The organism is Mesorhizobium carmichaelinearum (assembly GCF_900199455.1).
In the GTDB taxonomy this organism is placed as follows: Bacteria; Pseudomonadota; Alphaproteobacteria; order Rhizobiales; family Rhizobiaceae; genus Mesorhizobium; species Mesorhizobium carmichaelinearum.
The window spans coordinates 180093-199748 of the sequence record NZ_FZQR01000012.1 but is presented as its reverse complement, the minus strand read 5'-3'; the positions used below and the strand labels follow the sequence as shown (position 1 = coordinate 199748).

Annotated in this window: 24 protein-coding genes; 5 read left to right on the top strand and 19 right to left on the bottom strand. The window is 63.5% G+C overall.

Features of this window, described 5'->3' with window-relative positions; all coding sequences use genetic code 11:
• Positions 1-10 precede the first annotated feature (10 nt).
• Both CKW40_RS26305 and CKW40_RS26300 read left to right on the top strand, forming a co-directional pair.
• Positions 11-466 carry a Crp/Fnr family transcriptional regulator gene (locus CKW40_RS26305; protein ID WP_095202736.1) on the top strand — a complete coding sequence of 152 codons (456 nt, stop codon included), beginning with the start codon at positions 11-13 and terminating at the stop codon, positions 464-466.
• A 4-nt stretch (positions 467-470) separates the two neighbouring features.
• Positions 471-962: a GNAT family N-acetyltransferase gene (locus tag CKW40_RS26300; RefSeq protein ID WP_095202735.1), complete on the top strand. Its 492-nt coding sequence runs from the start codon at positions 471-473 to the stop codon at positions 960-962.
• On the opposite strand, the gene CKW40_RS26295 is transcribed toward CKW40_RS26300, so the two are convergent.
• From CKW40_RS26295 to CKW40_RS26285, 3 genes are all read right to left on the bottom strand, one after another.
• The gene (locus tag CKW40_RS26295; RefSeq protein ID WP_095202734.1) at positions 963-1769 is read right to left on the bottom strand and encodes an exodeoxyribonuclease III; all 807 of its coding nucleotides are present in this window, start codon (positions 1767-1769) and stop codon (positions 963-965) included.
• 170 nt (positions 1770-1939) lie between these two features.
• On the bottom strand, positions 1940-2620 hold the full coding sequence (locus CKW40_RS26290; RefSeq protein WP_095202733.1) for an outer-membrane lipoprotein carrier protein LolA: 681 nt from the start codon (positions 2618-2620) through the stop codon (positions 1940-1942).
• Positions 2621-2751: 131 nt separating this feature from the next.
• Positions 2752-5415 (bottom strand): DNA translocase FtsK, encoded by a 2664-nt coding sequence (locus CKW40_RS26285; protein ID WP_095202732.1) that lies wholly within the window; start codon positions 5413-5415, stop codon positions 2752-2754.
• 197 nt (positions 5416-5612) lie between these two features.
• Here CKW40_RS26285 and CKW40_RS26280 point away from each other — a divergent pair, with 197 nt between their 5' ends.
• The gene (locus tag CKW40_RS26280; protein WP_095202731.1) at positions 5613-5984 is read left to right on the top strand and encodes a hypothetical protein; all 372 of its coding nucleotides are present in this window, start codon (positions 5613-5615) and stop codon (positions 5982-5984) included.
• Positions 5985-6054: 70 nt separating this feature from the next.
• Here CKW40_RS26280 and CKW40_RS26275 read toward each other — a convergent pair whose 3' ends face one another.
• The 4 genes from CKW40_RS26275 to tesB all read right to left on the bottom strand — a co-directional run bounded on the left by CKW40_RS26275 (position 6055) and on the right by tesB (position 9537).
• The gene (locus CKW40_RS26275) at positions 6055-6330 is read right to left on the bottom strand and encodes a hypothetical protein (RefSeq protein ID WP_095202730.1); all 276 of its coding nucleotides are present in this window, start codon (positions 6328-6330) and stop codon (positions 6055-6057) included.
• 325 nt (positions 6331-6655) lie between these two features.
• On the bottom strand, positions 6656-8017 hold the full coding sequence (locus CKW40_RS26270) for an ammonium transporter (RefSeq protein WP_095202729.1): 1362 nt from the start codon (positions 8015-8017) through the stop codon (positions 6656-6658).
• A gap of 31 nt (positions 8018-8048) precedes the next feature.
• Positions 8049-8387, bottom strand: coding sequence for a P-II family nitrogen regulator (locus CKW40_RS26265; RefSeq protein ID WP_010912291.1), 339 nt, complete (start codon positions 8385-8387; stop codon positions 8049-8051).
• A gap of 289 nt (positions 8388-8676) precedes the next feature.
• Positions 8677-9537: an acyl-CoA thioesterase II gene (gene tesB / locus CKW40_RS26260; protein ID WP_095202728.1), complete on the bottom strand. Its 861-nt coding sequence runs from the start codon at positions 9535-9537 to the stop codon at positions 8677-8679.
• A 99-nt stretch (positions 9538-9636) separates the two neighbouring features.
• Here tesB and CKW40_RS26255 point away from each other — a divergent pair, with 99 nt between their 5' ends.
• Positions 9637-10896, top strand: coding sequence for a ubiquinone biosynthesis hydroxylase (locus CKW40_RS26255; RefSeq protein WP_095202808.1), 1260 nt, complete (start codon positions 9637-9639; stop codon positions 10894-10896).
• Between the two features lie 121 nt (positions 10897-11017).
• Here CKW40_RS26255 and CKW40_RS26250 read toward each other — a convergent pair whose 3' ends face one another.
• From CKW40_RS26250 to CKW40_RS26240, 3 genes are all read right to left on the bottom strand, one after another.
• Positions 11018-11545: a hypothetical protein gene (locus tag CKW40_RS26250; RefSeq protein ID WP_095202727.1), complete on the bottom strand. Its 528-nt coding sequence runs from the start codon at positions 11543-11545 to the stop codon at positions 11018-11020.
• A 152-nt stretch (positions 11546-11697) separates the two neighbouring features.
• A complete protein-coding gene (locus tag CKW40_RS26245; protein WP_095202726.1) occupies positions 11698-12054 on the bottom strand; it encodes a YciI family protein in 357 nt (118 codons plus the stop codon).
• Positions 12051-12278, bottom strand: a complete 228-nt coding sequence (locus tag CKW40_RS26240) for a hypothetical protein (protein WP_095202725.1) — start codon at positions 12276-12278, stop codon at positions 12051-12053. Before CKW40_RS26240 ends, CKW40_RS26245 begins: the two co-directional genes overlap by 4 nt.
• Before the next feature lie 220 nt (positions 12279-12498).
• Here CKW40_RS26240 and CKW40_RS26235 point away from each other — a divergent pair, with 220 nt between their 5' ends.
• Positions 12499-12924, top strand: a complete 426-nt coding sequence (locus tag CKW40_RS26235; protein ID WP_010912297.1) for an OsmC family protein — start codon at positions 12499-12501, stop codon at positions 12922-12924.
• A 64-nt stretch (positions 12925-12988) separates the two neighbouring features.
• Here CKW40_RS26235 and CKW40_RS26230 read toward each other — a convergent pair whose 3' ends face one another.
• The 9 genes from CKW40_RS26230 to CKW40_RS26190 all read right to left on the bottom strand — a co-directional run bounded on the left by CKW40_RS26230 (position 12989) and on the right by CKW40_RS26190 (position 19424).
• The gene (locus CKW40_RS26230; RefSeq protein WP_095202724.1) at positions 12989-13618 is read right to left on the bottom strand and encodes a YceH family protein; all 630 of its coding nucleotides are present in this window, start codon (positions 13616-13618) and stop codon (positions 12989-12991) included.
• Complete coding sequence (locus CKW40_RS26225; RefSeq protein ID WP_095202723.1) at positions 13615-14364, bottom strand: nucleotidyltransferase domain-containing protein; 750 nt, start codon at positions 14362-14364, stop codon at positions 13615-13617. The genes CKW40_RS26230 and CKW40_RS26225 overlap by 4 nt, the downstream gene beginning before the upstream one ends.
• Positions 14365-14511: 147 nt before the next feature.
• Positions 14512-15291, bottom strand: a complete 780-nt coding sequence (locus CKW40_RS26220) for a succinate dehydrogenase iron-sulfur subunit (RefSeq protein WP_010912301.1) — start codon at positions 15289-15291, stop codon at positions 14512-14514.
• Entirely contained in the window at positions 15291-15728 is a 438-nt protein-coding gene (locus tag CKW40_RS26215) for a DUF3052 family protein (RefSeq protein ID WP_095202722.1), read from the bottom strand. The genes CKW40_RS26220 and CKW40_RS26215 overlap by 1 nt, the downstream gene beginning before the upstream one ends.
• A gap of 1 nt (position 15729) precedes the next feature.
• A complete protein-coding gene (locus CKW40_RS26210) occupies positions 15730-16065 on the bottom strand; it encodes a hypothetical protein (RefSeq protein WP_095202721.1) in 336 nt (111 codons plus the stop codon).
• Position 16066: 1 nt separating this feature from the next.
• Entirely contained in the window at positions 16067-17902 is a 1836-nt protein-coding gene (sdhA, locus tag CKW40_RS26205) for a succinate dehydrogenase flavoprotein subunit (protein ID WP_095202720.1), read from the bottom strand.
• 1 nt (position 17903) lies between these two features.
• Positions 17904-18302 (bottom strand): succinate dehydrogenase, hydrophobic membrane anchor protein, encoded by a 399-nt coding sequence (sdhD, locus tag CKW40_RS26200; RefSeq protein ID WP_095202719.1) that lies wholly within the window; start codon positions 18300-18302, stop codon positions 17904-17906.
• Between the two features lie 2 nt (positions 18303-18304).
• Entirely contained in the window at positions 18305-18724 is a 420-nt protein-coding gene (gene sdhC, locus CKW40_RS26195; RefSeq protein ID WP_095202718.1) for a succinate dehydrogenase, cytochrome b556 subunit, read from the bottom strand.
• A gap of 259 nt (positions 18725-18983) precedes the next feature.
• The gene (locus CKW40_RS26190) at positions 18984-19424 is read right to left on the bottom strand and encodes a hypothetical protein (RefSeq protein WP_095202807.1); all 441 of its coding nucleotides are present in this window, start codon (positions 19422-19424) and stop codon (positions 18984-18986) included.
• Positions 19425-19656 lie beyond the last annotated feature (232 nt).

Below are 19656 nucleotides of genomic sequence, written 5' to 3'. Positions count from 1 at the left end.
GCAGCTAGAGATGGCGTTGGATGACGACATCCGCATCCTGTCCGCCGTGAGCCTCTTCCAGGGTTTCACGCAGGAACAGCTGCGCCTGCTCGCCTTCGGCGCCGAGAACACCCTGCTGCAAGCCAACCACAAGCTTTACCGCGAGGACGACGAGGCCGATTCGGCCTATGTCGTGGTCAGCGGACGCATCGTGCTCTATCGCGAGCAGGGTGGCGAACGTATCCCGATCGGTACCGCCGGCCCCGGCACCATCCTCAGCGAACTGGCATTGATCGCCGACACCAACCGGCTGACCAGCGCGTCGGCCGAAATCGACTCGGAAGTCATCAGGCTCAGCCGCAAGATGTTCCGCCGCATCCTGGAGGAATATCCGGAAGTGGCGGTGAAGCTGCACAAGCGTATCTCCGAGGAATTCCAGGCCATGATCCGTCGCATCGAAGAGCTGGGGCCGCGGTTTTCCGGCTGAGGACATGACCTTTCAGCTTGTTCGCGCCACCGAAAATGACCTGCCCTTCATCATGGCCACGGAACGCCGCGAGGGCTACGACGCGTTCGTCGGGCGCTGGGACGAGCCACGTCATCGCCAAGCCCTTTCCGACGGCGCGCACGCCTATTTCGTAGGGACCGAGGGTTCCGTGCCGATCGGCTTCGTCATCCTGCGCGGTTGGGCTTCCCCCGAACGTGTGACACTGGTCAAGCGCATTGCCGTCGTCGCGCCGGGGCAAGGCCAGGGCCGAATACTGCTGGCGGCGGCGTTTGATCGGGTCTTTGTCGAGACCGACGCCTACCGGCTCTGCATCGGCCTCTTTCCGGACAATAATCGCGCGCGGCGCGCCTATGAGGCGGTTGGATTCACGGCCGAAGGCATTGCGCGAGGCAGCGCATTCTTCAACGGTGTGCACCGCGACGAACTGGTCATGGCGCAGCTGCGGCCGGAGTGGGAAAAGCGCCGGTCCGGATAATTAGTCGAGATCAAACCGCGCAATGACCGGAACATGGTCCGACGGTCGCTCCCAGCCGCGCGCCGCCCTCAGGATTTCGTAGCCGGCGAAATCGGTCACCAGGTTTGGTGACGACCAGACATGGTCGAGCCGACGGCCCCGGTTTGACGCCTCCCAGTCCTGCGCGCGATAACTCCACCAGGTGTAGAGCTTCTGGTCTAGCGGCACGTCGAGCCGCATCAGGTCGACCCAGTTGCCGGCGAGCCGCATCGCCTCGAAGTTTTCGGTCTCGATGGGTGTGTGGCTGACCACGTTGAGCAATTGCTTGTGCGACCAGACATCGTGCTCGAGCGGCGCGATGTTGAGGTCGCCGACCAGCACCGAGGCGGACACCTCGCTATGCTCGGCGCGGATGGCGTTCATCTCGGCGACGAAATCGAGCTTGTGCTTGAATTTCTTGTTGATCTCGGGATCGGGTTCGTCGCCGCCCGCCGGAACGTAGAAATTGTGCAGCAGGATCGTCTTGCCGCCGGCCCGTACCGTCACCGACAAATGTCGGCTGTCCTCGATCTCGCAGAAGCGGCGCTTTTCGACCACCTCGATCGGCCGCCGCGCCACCGTCGCGACGCCGTGATAGCCCTTCTGGCCATGGAAGGCGATGTGCTGGTAGCCGAGCCTGCGGAATGCCTTTTCGGGAAACAGCTCATCGGGAACTTTCGTTTCCTGCAGGCAGAGCACATCGGGGGCGTGCTCATCGAGCAGTCGCTCGACGATCGGCATGCGCAGGCGAACGGAGTTGATGTTCCAGGTGGCAATCGAAAAGGGCATTCGCAATCCAGGACAGCGTGTATCCGGCCAGACCGATGGGCTCTGGCGGAGAAGACGCCTATTGACGGAGTCAGTCCCGGGAACCTGCCAGCCGAAGGCTGCAAATACAAGCCGGGCCGCGCTCGGCGAACCGCGGCCCATTACTTTCCACAGCTATTGGAGCGATCGGTCTACCGCGTCTTGGTGTTGAGCTCGCGATTCGCGGTGTAATCGATCGCAAAAGTGTCGGGCGCAAAGCTGACGCCTTCCTTGGTGTTGAAGATCATCACCGTGGTGTCCTTGCCCTGCGCGTCGGTGATGGTCCACTGGCGCAGATCGTAGGTTTTCGGATCGAACATCATGGTGATCATCGCATTGCCGAACACCGACTTGTCGGAAAGCTTGATGGTGGTGAGGTCGTCCTCTTCCTTGACGCTTTTGACGCGGTCGCCGGAGAGATCGATGCGGTCGTCGAGCAGCAGCTTGAGCGGCGTCTTCGACAGCGGATAAAGGTCTGATGTGTTCATTTTCTTGTTGAGGATGACCACCGACTTGCCGTCCGAGATCACCTTGAAGTTCGACGCTCCGTCATAGTTGAAGCGGATCTTGCCCGGCCGTTCCAGGAAGAACTTGCCGCCGGTCTGCTCGCCCTTGGGGCCGAACTGGACGAATTCGCCGCTCATCGATTTGACCGAGGAAAAATGGTCGGCGATCTTCTGCGCGGCCGCGGGCACGGCGGCCTGCGCCGAGGCCAGCAATTCGAAGCCGGGTACTACATTGAGGGCGGCGGCACCCGCAGCAACAAGGCCGAGGCCGAGCAGCTGGCGGCGGGTCGGGGCAAAATTGCCGAGTGCGGAAAGATCGTTTTTCATGGCGGTCACTCTCTTGGTGATTCCTGTAGCTGTCGTTGTCCTGATCCCCCAGTTGGGCTGAAGTTTGGCGGACGGACGGTGCTCCCTCGCTTCAACGCGCCGCACGGTTCAAAGTTGCGGCCGGCTCCCCATCAGAATTTGTCGTCTTCGGTCGGCACCAGGATTTCGCGTTTTCCTGCATGGTTGGCCGGGCCGACAATGCCTTCCTTTTCCATCTTCTCGATGATCGAGGCGGCGCGGTTGTAGCCGATGCCGAGACGGCGCTGGATGTAGCTGGTGGACGCCTTGCCGTCGCGCAGCACCACCGCCACCGCCTGGTCGTAAGGATCGTCGGAATCCTCGAAATTGCCACCGCCGCCGCCACCGGAACCGCCACCCTTGCCGGACGGTTCGTCATCGTCCTCGTCGTCGTCCTCGGTTATGGCGTCGAGATATTCGGGCACGCCCTGTAGCTTCAGGTGCCCGACGATCTTCTCGACCTCGTCGTCGGAAACGAAGGGGCCGTGCACGCGCTGGATGCGGCCGCCGCCGGCCATATAGAGCATGTCACCCATGCCGAGCAGCTGCTCGGCGCCCTGCTCGCCCAGAATGGTGCGGCTGTCGATCTTGGAGGTGACCTGGAAGGAGATGCGGGTCGGGAAATTGGCCTTGATGGTGCCGGTGATGACGTCGACCGACGGACGCTGCGTCGCCATGATGACGTGGATGCCGGCAGCGCGCGCCATCTGCGCCAGGCGCTGCACAGCGCCCTCGATGTCCTTGCCGGCAACCATCATCAGGTCGGCCATTTCGTCGATGATGACGACGATATAGGGCATCGGCTCGAGATCGAGATCCTCGGTCTCGTAGATCGCCTCGCCAGTCTGGCGGTCGAAGCCGGTCTGCACGGTGCGCGAAATCTTCTCGCCTTTTTTCTCGGCCAGCTGAACGCGGGCGTTGAAACCGTCGATGTTGCGCACGCCGACCTTGGACATCTTGCGGTAACGGTCCTCCATCTCCCGCACGGTCCATTTCAGTGCCACCACGGCCTTCTTCGGATCGGTGACGACGGGCGTGAGCAGATGCGGGATACCGTCATAGACGGAGAGTTCCAGCATCTTCGGGTCGATCATGATCAGCCGGCATTCCTGCGGCGTCAGCCGGTAGAGCAGCGACAGGATCATGGTGTTGATGGCGACCGACTTGCCCGAGCCGGTGGTGCCGGCGACCAGCACGTGTGGCATCTTGGCGATGTCGACGATGACGGCCTCGCCATTGATGGTCTTGCCCAGCGCCAGTGCCAGCTTGGCCTTGGTTGTCTCGAAGTCGCGGCTGGCCATGATCTCGCGCAAATATACCGTTTCGCGCTTGGCGTTCGGCAGTTCGATGCCGATGGCGTTGCGCCCCGGCACGACGGCAACGCGGCAGGCGATCGCGCTCATCGAGCGGGCGATGTCGTCCGAAAGGCCGATGACGCGCGACGATTTGATACCGGGCGCGGGTTCCAGCTCATAGAGAGTGACCACCGGACCGGGACGTACGGCGATGATCTCGCCCTTGACGCCAAAATCCTCCAGCACGCCCTCGAGCAGGCGCGCATTCTGTTCCAGCGCGTCCTTGGAGAGACTTGGGTCCCGCGCGACGTTCTTCGGTTCGGACAGGAAATGCAGCGACGGCATCTCGAACTTGTCCGAGCCGATCAGCGAGGTCTGCGCCTCGCGCTGGACGCGGGCGCCGGGAGCCGGGCGAGGCGCCGGCGCCTCGACCCGGGTTGCGGCATCGGAGCGGAACTGCTGCACCTTGGCCGTGGGGGCCCCACGGCGCTGGCTGACGGGCTCCGCGTCAAAATCCATGTCCTCATCGTCGCGGTCGAAGATATCGTCATCGTCCGGATCGACGGAAACGCTGCGGTCATTGACCATGGCGGCGAAGAATTCCGGTTCGACGCGGGCGCGGCCACCCGGACTCATCCGCTGTTCGGCGAATTCGGCCGATTCGACCCGTTCGGCGGCGCGCCGCCAAGCGGTGGAGCGCGGCTCCATCTCCGGCTCGTACTCGTCGCGCTCCTGCCTGCGGCGCACCGCACGGCGATGCATCCACGCGCGCAGCGACAGCCACCAATGGGTGATGGCACCGAGCGCCAATATGCCCTCGTCGCCCTCATCCTCGTCATTGTCGAACAGAAGATCGTCCTCGCGCGGGTCCGCGGCCGCCGGCTCTTCCATCACGGCGAAGCCATTCTTGCGCCCGATCAGCGCCGAGCCATAGGCGAAAAGCCACAGCGTCGGCGCGGCCAGCAGCACGGCGAGCACGCTGGCGATCAGCCCGGTCGGATAGCCACCGATGAGCACACCGGGAATCTTGAGCACCATGTCGCCGAAGACGCCGCCAAGGCCGGTGGGCAGCGGCCAGGTCTTGGGCGGAACGATGCAGCCGGCGATCGCCGCGGCGAGCAGCGCGAAACCGAACCAGAACAGTCCGCGCTTAGGCAGCCTGTCGACGCCGCGCGCCGAAAACAAAAGATACCCCCAGATCACAGCCGGAACCAGCGCGGCAACCGCGGCGAGGCCGAAGAACTGCATGGCAAGGTCGGAGAACACGGCACCCGCATAGCCCATGGCGTTGGTGACGGTGTTGCTGGTGGCGTGCGAGAAGCTTGGATCGGCAACGTTCCAGGTGGCGAGGCTGGCGACCCCGAAGGCCACAGCCAGGAACAGACCAGCGCCGACCAGCCGGCCGACCTGGCGCCGCGCGAAAGCCTGGATGCCGTGCCCCGTATCGGTCAGCGCGAGCGGTGCTGAAGCCCCTGAACGCATGCTCTTCCCCGTCAGTGATTTGCCTGGCCGCAGCACATGAGGCACTCCGGCAGATTCGGATGCCAGACTATCGGTGGGAAGGTTAAGGGCGCATTAACTATAAGAGGTTGAGATCATCAAACCCGGTCACTTCAGGTTGAAGCGGAAGCGGGCAGGGCGTGCAACGTCGCCGTGCGACCACCAAGGTGGATAGAGGCATGCAATCTGTCTTCCTTCGCGTGGCGGCTCTCGCCTGGGCAGGGCTTAGTCTCCTGCTCGCCCTGCATTGGTTCGTCGACCTCGGCATGGTGGGCTTTCCTGATGGTTACATCACGCCCTTCGCGCGGGCGACCGGCCCTCTCCTGCACCTGCTTGCCGCAGCCTGTCTGATACAGGGCCTGTATTTTCTGTATAGAACTCTCTTCGGCAAGGGATTTGGGGTGCTGGGTCTAGGCCTGCAAATTCTGATCGCGGCCATCCTGACGGTGGCGCCGGCGTTGATTGTCCGGAATTGTCCCCATTCGCAGACCTGCAGCAACGCCTATGAGGCGCTGACAAACACCATGATGGACGACGGGATCGGCGGATAGACCTGCCGCCGACCCCGTCTCACACCTTTCCTGGAAGCGCGGCTTTGCACACAGTCCGCCAGGCAGCGTGTTACTTGCTACCGCCGAGGGCGTGCACATTGGCGCAGAACTCGGCATGAGGCTTGCTCATCGCCGCGTCGTTGCATTCCTTCATCATGGCGTCCTGCTTCTCCTTCGGCATGGCCATGAAGACCATCTTGAATTCTTCCATCGGCTTCATGGTTTTCATGCTGGAATCGGTAAAGAACGGCGCCATATTGTCCGGCTCATCGAGTGCACCGGCAAATGCAACGCCGTTGACCATGGAAAGAGCAAGTGCCCCGAGGCAGATGTTCTTGAGGTTCATGAGAAGTTCCTTCCCTGTGTTTTTACACACGAGCGTCAGAACGACGATCGCATCCACAGTTCGGAGCCAGGCCGGTCGATGTTTCCTCGAACAGCGTCCTCACGCGAACGTGACTGCGCAAGATTGATCTCAATCGGGACGAATTTGCCAAAAAAGAGGCCCGGATCGCTCCGGGCCTCAATGCGTGAGCCTCTTTCGAGAACGTCACGACGGGATCTTTGGAGCAGTTCCAGGGAAAGCCGAATGCGGGTTTCCTGGAATTGCGTGAGGGAATCATGGGGCCGGCGGGAGGAGGGTTCCGCCGGCCCCGTTGGCGAGGCTGGCCTTACGGCACCACTTCGCCATGCTGGGAGATATCGAGGCCTTCGACCTCTTCCTGGGTCGTCGGACGCAGGCCGACCAGCGCCTTGACGATGTACAGGATCACGAAGGTGGCAACCGCCGTCCACAGGATGGTGAAGGCGATACCATAGAGCTGCTTGCCGACCGAAGCGTCCTTGCCGAGCGCATTGATCGCCGGATCGGCGAGCGCGCCGGTGAGCAGTGCGCCAACGATACCGCCGATACCATGAACGCCGAAGGCGTCGAGCGAGTCGTCATAGCCGAACATATGCTTCACCTTGACCGCCGAGATGTAGCAGATAACGCCGGCGAGAATGCCGACGATGAACGCGCCGGTCGGGTTGACGAAGCCGGAAGCCGGCGTCACCGCGACGAGACCGGCGACGGCACCGGAGATGATGCCAAGCACGGACGGCTTCTTGGCGACGATCCATTCGGCAAACATCCAGGCCAGAGCCGCAGCGGCGGTGGCGACCTGGGTGTTGAGCATGGCGGCGCCGGCAAGACCATCAGCCGCCAGTTCCGAACCGGCGTTGAAGCCGAACCAGCCGACCCACAGCAGCGAAGCGCCGATCACCGAATAGACCAGGTTGTGCGGCGCCATGTTGGTGGTGCCGTAGCCTTCGCGCTTGCCCAGGACCAGCGCGCAGACCAGGCCCGCGACACCGGCGTTGATGTGGACGACCGTGCCGCCGGCGAAGTCGAGCACGCCAGCCGCGCCAAGGAAGCCGCCGCCCCAGACCCAATGCGCGATCGGGCAATAGACGACCAGCAGCCACAACGCCATGAACAGCAGCAGCGCCGAGAACTTCATGCGTTCGGCGAAGGCGCCGGCGATGAGGGCAGGCGTGATGATGGCGAAGGTCATCTGGAACATCGAGAAGACGAATTCAGGGATGTTCGAGACCCCCGGCAGCCACAGCGTCGAGACCGTGATGCCGTGATGGAAGAACCTCGAGAAGCCGCCGATATAGTTGTTCAGGCTGGCGGAGTCATTGGTGGTGAAGGCGAGCGAATAGCCGAACATGAACCACAGCACCGTCACCAGGCAGGTGATGGCAAAGCTCTGCATGATGGTGGCGAGCACGTTCTTCTTGCGCACCATGCCGCCGTAGAACAGCGCCAGGCCCGGGATGGTCATCATCAGCACCAGCGCCGTCGAGGTCAGCATCCAGGCGGTGTTGCCGGTGTCGAGCACCGGGGTGGGAGCGGCAGCCGGCGCCGCGGCGGCAGCGGCCGGAGCGGCTTGCTGCGCGAAGGCGGCGACGCTGCCCAACGCTGCGAGAGCAAGCGAGCCCAGAAGGGCCGCCCGTCCCGTCGTCTTCAAGGTGGAAGAAATATTCATTGAACTCTCCATTGGAATACGTGTTCGCCGCTTAGAGCGCGTCGGTGTCTGTTTCGCCGGTGCGGATGCGCACCGCCTGGTCGATGCCGAAAACGAAGATCTTGCCGTCGCCGATCTGGCCGGTCTTGGCCGCGGCGGTGATGGCTTCGACGGCCTTGTCGACCGTGTCGGCACTGACCGCGACCTCGATCTTGATCTTCGGCAGGAAACTGACCGCGTATTCCGCTCCGCGATAGATTTCCGTATGCCCCTTCTGACGCCCGTAGCCTTTGACTTCGGTGACGGTCAGGCCCTGGATGCCGACGGCGGTGAGCGCTTCGCGTACCTCGTCCAGCTTGAACGGCTTGATGATTGCCATCACGATTTTCATAAGGTTTCACCCTTTGCTGTTGCGGTCCCCCGCGTTTGCACGACTTCACCGATCCCAAAGAGCCGGAGAGTGCCCCCAAGGATTCAAGCTCCGTGCCAAGTGCCGAAGCAGCGTGTTAACCTGTTGTAAACAAAGGGAATGGGGCGGCCGAAGCCAGCCGGTGCCGGTGCCTGCGGCACGCCACATGCTTAAAAATTATGCAATTTTTCGAAAATGCCTAATTTGCCGGCTTTGGGTATGGTCCCGAAAAGTCGGGCCCGGTTTCCTGCTCAAACAAGACTCGGAGTGCTCAACGCTTGAGCCGGATCAACCCTTCCTGCGCCATCGAGGCGATCAGCGTGCCGTCGCGCGCGTAGAGCGTGCCGCGGCTGAAGCCGCGCGATCCCGAACTCGACGGGCTGTCCTGCGCATAGAGCAGCCAGCCGTCGAGCGAATGCGGCCGGTGGAACCACATCGAATGGTCGAGGCTCGCCGCCTGGATGTCGGGATCGAACAGGCCGCGCCCATGCGCGAAGGTCGAGGTGTCGAGCAGCGTCATGTCGGAGAGATAGGCGAGCAGCACCGATTGCAGCGCGCGATCGTCGGGAACTGGCCCGGCAAGGCGGATCCAGACGTTCTGCCGGGGCGGCAGCTTGTCGCGGCTTTCATAGTGCTGGAGATTGACCGGCCTGAGCTCCAGCGGCCGCTCGCGCGCCCAAAAGCGGCGCACCGCCTCCGGCACACGTTCGGCCCTTTCGAGCAGCTGCCGCTGCGTCTGCAGCCCTTCCGGCGGCGGCACATCGTCGGGCAGCGCGAACTGGTGTTCCAGCCCTTTCTCGTCGACCTGGAACGAGGCTTCCAGCGAAAAGATCGCCTGTCCATGCTGGATCGCCAGCACGCGGCGGGTGGTGAAGGAGCCGCCGTCGCGGATGCGGTCGACCTCGTAGACGATCGGCACCCTGATGTCGCCCGGCCGCATGAAATAGCCGTGCAGCGAATGCACGAAGCGGTCCGGCTCCACCGTCCGCTGCGCCGCCACCAGCGCTTGGGCGATGGTCTGGCCGCCGAACACGCGCTGCCACTCCACCTGGGGGCTGCGACCACGATACAGATTGTGTTCCAGCCTCTCGAGGTCGAGAATGCGCAGAAGCTCGTCGATCGCCGCCGTCATGTTTTGTGACCTCGCCGCAAAATTGCTATGGCGGTTTCCGACAGGAAGAACGAGCCGTCAAGGGCGCCAGCCGCGGCCGGCGCGCAAGGAGCCAAGACAATGGAACGCAAGGCGGACGCCAAGACCAGATCCGGGCTCGATGTTCTCGTCGCCGGCGCCGGCTATGTCGGGCTGGCCACTGCCGTCTCGCTGAAGCAGGCGCGGCCCCATTTGGCCGTGGCGCTGGTCGATGCCGCGCCCGCCGGCGCCTGGCAACGCGACGGCCGCGCCTCGGCCATTGCCGCGGCCGCCTGCCGCATGCTCGACCAGCTCGGCGTCTGGGCCGAAATCGCGCCGCAGGCACAGGCGATCACCGAGATGATCATCACCGATTCGCGCAGCGCCGATCCGGTACGCCCGGTGTTCCTGACCTTCGGTGGCGAAGTGGCGCCGGGCGAGCCCTTCGCGCATATGGTCGCCAACAAGTCGCTGAACGGCGCCTTGCGGGCCAGGGCCGAAAAGCTCGGCATCGACATCATCGAAGGCGTCGCGGTGCAGGGTTTCGAGACCAATGGCGCTGGCATCACGGTGCATCTGGCCGACGGGGCGGCGCTGACGGCGCGGTTGCTGGTCGCCGCCGATGGCGTCAACTCGAAGCTGCGCGACATGGCAGGCATCAAGACGGTGAAATGGGAATACGGCCAGTCCGGGATCGTCTGCACGGTTGCGCATGAACGCCCGCACAATGGCCGCGCCGAAGAGCATTTTTTGCCCGCCGGCCCCTTCGCCACGCTGCCGCTGAAACCCGACGAGGACGGCACCAATCGTTCGTCGATCGTCTGGGTCGAACGCGCGGAAGATGCCAAAACGCTGGTGGAAGGCGACGATCTCGTCTTCGAGCATGAACTCGAACAGCGTTTCGGCCTGAAGCTCGGCGAGATCCGCGTTGCCGACAAGCCGCGCGCCTGGCCGCTCGGCCTGACCATCGCGCGCGCCTTCGTCGCGCCGCGCGTGGCCCTTGCCGGCGACGCCGCGCACGGCATCCACCCGATCGCCGGACAGGGCCTCAACCTCGGCTTCAAGGATGTGGCGGCACTTGCCGAGGTGATCGTCGAGGCCGACCGGCTCGGCCAGGACATCGGCGCGCTCGACGTGCTCGAACGCTATCAGCAATGGCGCCGCTTCGACACGGTGCAGATGGGCGTCACCACGGATGTGCTGAACCGGCTGTTTTCCAACGACATCACCCCGCTGCGCACCGTCCGCGACATCGGCCTTGGCCTGGTCGAGCGCATGCCCCGCTTGAAGGCGTTTTTCATCCGGCAGGCATCGGGGCTTTCCGCCGGAACGCCGAGACTGTTGAAGGGCGAGGCGATCTGACCGTCTCGCCACGCGCCCAACTTCGTCATCCACTGGCGGAGCAAGGAGCGCAGCGACGCGGCGAAGACCCGAGGATGACGAGGCAAAGGGTGTTTCGCGCCAATCGCCGAGGCCGGCGATCTCAATTCACCTCGAAACCCAGCTTCTGCCGCAGCCGCAGCATGCGCTGATCGGCGATCTCAAGGCGCTTCTCGCCGCCCTGGGCCGCGCGGTTGACCATCTGCAGCAGGTCGTTCCGCTCGGCGACATCCAGACGCTCACGCAGGAACGGTGCCAGCTTGTCGATGACGACGGTGGTGTCGTCGATCTGTGACGCCGCCCATTTGGCGTAGATCACCGCCTCGTCGGTCTTCTTCTTGTCGGCGATCTCGGAAATGACAGCGCGGATGACGGCCTCGCGCTGCGGCAGGATGGGTCCATTTTCGGAGACGATCGATGTGATCAGCGTCGCCGCGGCGACCACCGGATCGTCGATCGCCGTCAGCGGCGACAGGGCCGCCTGCTTGCGCAGCTTCTTGCGCCTGATGTTGCCTTGCACGCGCCCGACGACGTCGGCGACCTCGCGCGCGGCGTCGTTCATGGCCTTCATCCGGTACCACCAGAACGCCGCCGCTCCGAGCGCGCCAAGGATCGCAATCAGGAAAGGCATGTCGAAATCCCCCAAGAATCCGACGGACGATAAGAGAACTGTCGCCTTGCTTCAACACGCGAGAGTTGACCCTGGCCAAGAAAATTCAATTTGCGGCTGGTGAAGCTTAGGCGATCAAACAAGCCGGTCCACGCCGCCAAGCCAGCCTCCGCCTATGACCCCGGTATGTCGTAGATCGCCCGCACTTCGATCGTGCCGATCTCGGCCAGCGGAATGCCGGCGGCGATGTCCAGCGCTTCCTCGAGACTGTCTGCCTCGACCATGACGAACCCCAGCAACTGCTCCTTGGTTTCGGCAAAGGGGCCATCGATGATCAGCCGCTTGCCCTGGCGCCGGCGCACGGTCTTGGCTGTCTTCACCGACTGCAGCGCCTCGGCGACGATCAGCTTGCCTTGTTGATCCAACGCCCTGTCATAGGCCAGCGAATCGGCGTCGAGCTTGGCCCCTCGCTCGGCGGTGAGCGCGTAAAGGTCTTTTTCCTCACCATAGACCAGGCACATATATTTCATTTCCAGCTCCCTTGCTGTGACGAACCATAGGATGCGGCGACGAGCGTGTCGCCCTTGCCTTCGACCGCCGCTGCATGGTCGAGAAGGCATGCCGCGACCCCGATGATGGCAACAGCCGCCAGCAACCGGCCGAAGACGGGCGCCGGCGGATCCATCCAGAAGTCTTCCTGTCGCCCGGCTCTATCGCCCGGCCTCTTCCACAGTGCGAAAAACAGATTGTCCATGTGAACCTCCAACCGGCCACAATCCCATGGCCGCCCGCAGGACGGCCGGGCCGGATGGAACCCGACATTTTTGCATGCGCTTTTTTTGGAAAAAATTTCGCCGCTGACGCCGATGTCGCCATTTCCGCTGCGATGACGCGATGGCCTTCCCTCGCGCCCGCGCTATAGTTGAGAGGAACGCTGGCGCCGGGCCGGCGCAATCGAGGCCAAGGAGGACTTCATGGACCGCACTGCAACCGCCGTCTGGAAAGGCAATCTGAAAGAAGGCAAGGGCACGCTTGACAGCCAGAGCGGGACGCTCAAGGGCACGCCCTATTCGTTCAAGGCGCGCTTCGAGGATGAAAGCGGCAAATCCGGCACCAATCCGGAAGAGCTGATCGCGGCCGCCCATGCCGGCTGCTACGCCATGCAGCTGTCGCACTTCCTGGCCGAGAACGGCACACCCGCGGCCGAGCTCGACGCCAAAGCCGTGGTGACGCTGGTTCCAGGCACCGGCATCACCGGCAGCGCGATCACGCTGGTCGGCAAGGTGCCCGGCATCGATGCGGCGAAATTCAAGGAACTGGCCGAGAAGGCCAAGGCCGAATGCCCGGTCTCCAAGGCGCTTGGTGCGATCAAGGTGTCGCTCGACGCCAGGCTCGGCTGAGCAGGGTGACCTGAAGCGACAACGCCGGCCTTCGGGCCGGCGTTTTCATGACGGAGCTGGCGGCCTAAGCCCCCAACGCGTCGAGCCGAGCGCGCATAGCGGCGACTTCCTGCTCCAGCGCCTCCACTCTCGCCTCCAGCTCGGAATGAGGCATGGCCGGCGCACTGCGCTGCGCCGACAGGGCTGCAACGTCCACCGGTCCGGCGAGGAGATGCACGTAGCGGTCCTCGCGCTGACCTGGCCCGCGCGGGATTTCCTGGATCAGCGGCGGCCGGCGGCCGATCAGCATGTCGAGTTCAGCACGCAGGTCTTCGATCGACGAAAACCGCGCCATGCGCTCGGCTCGCGCCAAAAGCTCATGCGCCGTCTGCGGCCCGCGCAGCAGGAGCAGGCCGAGCACGGCGGTCTGCGGCGTGGTCAGCGAGAAGCGCTGCGCCATCTGATGCTCGTAGCGCTCGACGCGCGAGCCGAACATCTGCCGCACCAGCCCCTTGTGCTCGAGCAGCTTCAGCGCCCGGTGCACCTCCGTCTGTTCCAGCGCCATCACCGGGTCCCGCGCCGTCTTCTGGTTGGCGGCGGCAAGTGCACTGTTGAGCGTCAGCGGATAGACATCAGGCGTCAGCTCCTTCTTCTCGATCAGGCAGCCAAGCACGCGGGCTTCGACGGGATTAAGGACGGGAAGGTCTTCGCTCATGAAAGTTGTTCAGCCTCCTGACGATAAAACGCGGTTGCAAGGGCATGTTTGCGCGCCTGGCGGGCATCATCCCTGACCGTGGCGGCAAGGTTCATTGCGTGGTGACCATAGCGGGCTTCGAGATAGCGCGCGATGGCGGCGGGGATGAGACCAGACCCCATCTCCCGCGTCTGGCTCTTCCGCTCGATCAGGGCGCGGATTTCCCCTGCTGCCGGCACCGGCACGTCCGTCTGGTCGAGGCATTCGCCAAGGTTCATCGGCGGCAGGTCGGCAAAGCCGCGCTGTTCCATCCAATCCAGGGCCACCAACGGCCGGATCAAATAGAACAGCTTCTTCAGCTTCACCTCGCCGGAAAAACTGCCGATCTTGGCGACATGCGAGCGCGCCAGACCGAGATAGTGCTGCGATACCTTCGCCGGATCGACGATCTCGGCCAGCAGGTCGAGAAGGCGTGCGCGAAATCCCGGGACTTCCTCATAGACGATGGGTGACTTTGCCCATTCGACGATGACCGCATTGCCGCCGAGCGCCAGGAGCAAGGCCTTGCGCAGATCCCAGCCCCCGGCATCGATCTCGCCTTCGATCGGAAACTCGATGACGTCGCGCGGCTGTTGCAGGACGAGGTGATCCGACACGCGCCTGATATAGACAAAGCGGCAGTCATAGTCGCTGTCCGGAGACGGAAAGCCCCAGGCGCGACTGCCGCTTTCGATGGCGAACTGGATTTTTACACCCTGGCTTCGCACCAGATCGAGGCGCGCGCGGAGGGCCGCGACGGCGTCCGGCGAAAAGTCAGCGGGTAGTTTCGGCGTCAGACTCGGCGCTCCACCATCATCTTCTTGATCTCCGCAGCCGCGTCGCCGAAGGCGCGCAAAAAGGAAAAGCGATCGCGGTTAGACCCGGCGCTCCACCATCATCTTCTTGATCTCCGCGATCGCCTTGGCCGGGTTGAGGCCCTTGGGACAGGTCTGCGCGCAGTTCATGATGGTGTGGCAGCGATAGAGCCGGAACGGGTCTTCGAGATTGTCGAGCCGCTCGCCCTTGGCCTCGTCGCGGCTGTCGATCAGCCAGCGATAGGCCTGCAAGAGCGTCGCCGGGCCGAGATAGCGGTCGCCGTTCCACCAGTAGCTCGGGCACGAGGTCGAGCAGCAGGCGCACAATATGCACTCGTAGAGCCCGTCGAGCTTCTCGCGGTCCTCATGGCTCTGCAGCCATTCCTTGGCCGGCTGCGGCGACACCGTCTTCAGCCACGGCTCGATCGAGGCATGCTGGGCATAGAAATTGGTGAGGTCGGGCACCAGGTCCTTGACCACCTGCATATGCGGCAGCGGATAGACTTTCACGGCGCCGGAAATGTCGTCGCAGCCCTTGGTGCAGGCCAGCGTGTTGGAGCCGTCGATGTTCATCGCGCAGGAGCCGCAAATGCCTTCGCGGCAGGAGCGGCGCAAGGTCAGCGTCGGGTCGATCTTGTTCTTGATCCACAGCAGCGCGTCGAGCACCATCGGCCCGCAATCGTCCATGTCGACGAAATAGGTGTCGATGCGCGGGTTCTCGTCATCGTCCGGCGACCAGCGGTAGATGCGGTATTCCCGCAGATTGGTGGCACCTTCCGGTTTCGGCCAGGTCTTGCCTTGCTGGATCTTCGAATTCTTGGGGAGCGTCAGTTCGACCATTACCTCAGGTCCTTTCGGATGACGAGCTTCAGCCCGGACCAGATTTCATTGACGGCGGCGACCTTGACGTCGACAAGGTCGCGCTTCAGCGCTTCGGTGCGGACGACGCCTTCGGTGACGTCGGTCGGCACTTTCGATGCCTTTTTCGGCCAGGACACCCAGACCATGCCGTCGCGCTTGATCGCCGCCTCGACATCGCCGAGGCGATCCTCGATCTCGGCGCGATGCCGGGTGAAGGCATGGACAGCGTCGTATCTCTGATGGCTGCCCGAAATGTCGGACCATTCGGCAAGCCGGTCGACCTCTGCAAAATCGACGGCGTCAACCAATTCGTCGAGTTCCGCCGGCAGCGCAATGAAGGCGGCAGTCATGCCGTCCTTCAGGCCGAGCTTGGCCGGAAGGGGCTTGCCGGAATATCCCGAGCTTGCCAGCGCCACCCTATTCCTCCACGTGAACGTAGCGGGAATTCACGAATCCCGTACAACTGCCGTATACGCGCACTTCCACGGCTTTGCCGATTGTCTGCTTTTTCGCGGCACGGGCTGGCAAATGGCCATCTCCCACCACGCAGTTGACGGGCCCGTTGCCTTTCTTGAACCAGAACCTGTTTGACGACTGCGCACTGGACGCATCCTTCCAAACCGGAATGTCGTTCACCGACTTTGAGATTTTGTCAGCGTTATCATAGATGTAGACCGTATCCGCCGACGTAGCTGCCGTCGTCGTGCAGCCACTTGCGACAATCGAAAGCATCGCGGCCACCAGGTATTTCATCTCAGTACACCCTGGCCTTGGGCGCGATCTTGGCGAGGCTGATGCCGCCGTCCTTTTCGGCCAGCAGCGGCTCGGTATGCACCGGCCGGTAGCTGAGCGTCACCTTGCCGTCTTCGCTAAGCCGCGCCAGCGTATGCTTGCGCCAGGTGGCATCATCGCGCGATGCAAAATCTTCGCGCGCATGCGCGCCGCGGCTCTCCTTGCGGGCCTCGGCGCTGTAGACGGTGGTGATGGCGTTGGCCATCAAATTTTCCAGCTCCAGCGTCTCGACCAGGTCGGAGTTCCAGATCATCGAGCGGTCCGAAACCTTGATGTCCTTGAGCTCGCCCCAGATTTCCGAAATGCGTTTGCAGCCTTTTTCCAGCGATTCCTGCGTGCGGAACACGGCAGCGTCTTCCTGCATCGCCTTCTGCATCTTCTCGCGCAACACCGCTGTCGGCGTCGAACCATTGGCGTGGCGCAGACCGTCGAAGCGGTCCATGATCTTGTCGACCGAGGCTTCGTTGGGCGAAGGGATGGCCGACTTGCGGTCAATCACCTGGCCGGCGCGGATCGCGGCCGCGCGGCCGAACACCACCAGATCGATCAGCGAGTTCGAGCCGAGCCGGTTGGCGCCGTGCACCGAGGCGCAGCCGGCCTCGCCGACCGCCATCAGGCCGGGCGACACCTTGTCCGGGCTCCGCGTCGTCGGGTTGAGCACCTCGCCCCAGTAATTGGTCGGCACGCCGCCCATATTGTAGTGCACCGTCGGCAGCACCGGGATCGGCTCCTTGGTCAGGTCGACGCCGGCGAAGATCTTGGCCGATTCCGAAATGCCGGGCAGCCGCTCATGCAGCACGGCCGGATCGAGATGGTCGAGATGCAGGAAGATGTGGTCCTTCTTCTTGCCGACGCCGCGCCCCTCGCGGATCTCCAGCGTCATGCAGCGCGAGACGACGTCGCGCGAGGCCAAATCCTTGGCCGACGGCGCGTAGCGTTCCATGAAGCGCTCGCCCTCGGAGTTGACGAGATAGCCGCCCTCGCCGCGCGCGCCTTCGGTGATCAGGCAGCCGGCGCCATAGATGCCGGTCGGGTGGAACTGCACGAATTCCATGTCCTGCAGCGGGAAGCCGGCCCTGGCCGCCATGCCGCCGCCGTCGCCGGTGCAGGTGTGCGCGGAGGTCGCCGAGAAATAGGCACGGCCGTAGCCGCCGGTCGCCAGCACCACCATCTTGGCCGAGAAGCGGTGGATGGTGCCGTTATCGAGATTCCAGGCAACGACGCCGGTGCAGGTGCCGTCCGGCTCCATGATCAGGTCGAGCGCGAAATACTCGATGAAGAACTGCGCGTTGTTCTTCAGCGACTGGCCGTAGAGCGTGTGCAGGATGGCGTGGCCGGTGCGGTCGGCGGCGGCACAGGTGCGCTGCACCGGCGGACCTTCGCCGTAATTCATCATGTGGCCGCCGAACGGCCGCTGGTAGATCTTGCCCTCTTCGGTGCGCGAGAACGGCACGCCGTAATGCTCGAGCTCGTAGACGGCGGCCGGGGCTTCACGCACCAGATATTCCATGGCGTCGACATCGCCGAGCCAATCCGAGCCCTTGACGGTGTCGTACATGTGCCACTGCCAGGAATCCGGGCCCATATTGGACAGCGAAGCGGCGATGCCGCCTTGCGCGGCAACGGTGTGCGAGCGCGTCGGGAACACCTTGGTGATGCAGGCGGTGCGCAGGCCCTGCTCGGCCATGCCGAGCGTGGCGCGGAGGCCGGCACCACCGGCGCCGACGACCACCACGTCGAATTTGTGGTCGACAAAGCTATAGCCTGCTTTGTTGGCTGATTTCGCGTCCTTGGCCAACTCAGCCTCCGAATGCCAGCTTGAGCAGGGCGAAGATCGAGGCGACGCCGACCGCTATGGTGAAAAACGTATTGAGCGCGATCAGCGCCAGCTTCATGCCCTCGCCATGCACGTAATCCTCGATGATCACCTGCATGCCGAGCCGCATATGGATGAGCCCGGAGACCAGCACCAGGGCCAGCACCAGAGCCACGAACGGATTGGCGAGCGCCGCCCGTACTTCCGCATAACCGGCGCCGTTGAGCGCTATCAGGAACCCGACGAAGAACAAGGTCAGCGGGATGTTGGCGATGGCCGTGAGGCGCTGGCGCCAGAAATGCCCGGTGCCTTCGCGGGCGGAGCCGAGGCCGCGGACTTTCGCCAGCGGCGTGCGCATGTCGGTGTTGTTTTTGCCGCTCATGATCAGGCTCCCCGCGCCATGTAGCCGGCGATCCAGATCAGCAGGGTGAGCAGGACCGAGCCGGCCAGCGTCGCCCAGGCGATCTTCGAGGCGGTGTGCTTTTCGAGGCCGGCGCCGGTATCCCAGACCAGGTGGCGCACACCGCCCAGCATGTGGTGCATCAGCGCCCAGGTGTAACCGAACAGGATGAGCCGGCCGAGCCAGCTGCCGAAGGCCCAGTTGACCCAGTCGAAAACCGGTTGCGAGCTCGCCGCCGCCATCAGCCAGACCGCGACCAGCAGCGTGCCGAAATAAAGCGCCCCGCCGGTGATGCGATGGATGATCGACATCGTCATGGTGATCGGCGGCCGGTAGATCGTCAGATGCGGCGAGAGCGGCCGTTCACGTCTGGCGAATTCGCGGGTGGCTGGTGATTTGCTCATGGCTCCCCCAGGTTCGGCGTCTCTGGAGCCTCAGCTGGGAATGCGGCATTGCCGCTTCCGGTTGCGACTTCGGACAGCCGGTTTCTAATGCTCTTTTTGCACCGCGTCAAAGCCAGAAAATCGTTTTGGAAAAGTCATTTAGTCTGACAAAAAGGCAGGCTCGGGCTTCAATCGATTAGGGGCTGATGGCCTGCAGCCGACTCTATATCGCTGCAGTGCAGCATGTCTGGTCCGGAGCACGGCTGTGTTGCGATTCGCACTATCGCTTGCAGGTCTGCGGCGTCGAGCCTCTCTTCATCACCAGCGCCTCACGCCCGTCGATCACGATTGCGTCATGCGTGGCGGCCTCCTGGTAGCGGCTGGACTGGTTGGCGGGCGACGCCGCGAACTCCTCGGTCGCGCCGTCGGGCCCGACCACACGCAACGCCGTGCCAAGATTTTGGATGGTGATCATGCCGTTATTGCCGCATCTGTAGGTGGCCGTGCCTATGCCGGATCGCGGCGCGGTGAGATCGGTGGTGATCTTGGTTGCCGGTGCTGGAGGCGCGGATGCCGGCGGCGCGGCGGCCGCGATGGGCTGCTGCGCCGGCACAGGCGAGACGGTACTGGCCGCCTTCGGCGCGCCATCCTGCGGCACACAGGCAGCAACGATGGCCAGCAACGGGAAAACGGACACCCAAACCGTCCGACGTAACGCCATATGCTGTCCCCCCGCGCGGCAGACTAGCCACGATGCTGCGCCAAGATCAAGGTTGCCCCAACGCCACCTTTGGATCCATTCGATGCCGGCCGCGATGGTGCCGCCAAGCATGGCCGAATGATGGCCATCGGGTTTTCCCTCCAGTCGGAAATTAACCATGTTTACCGAGACATCGCCGCGCAGCGTGCCGGCCTCTTAACAAAGGTTAAGAAAGGGTTAATTTCTGATTCGA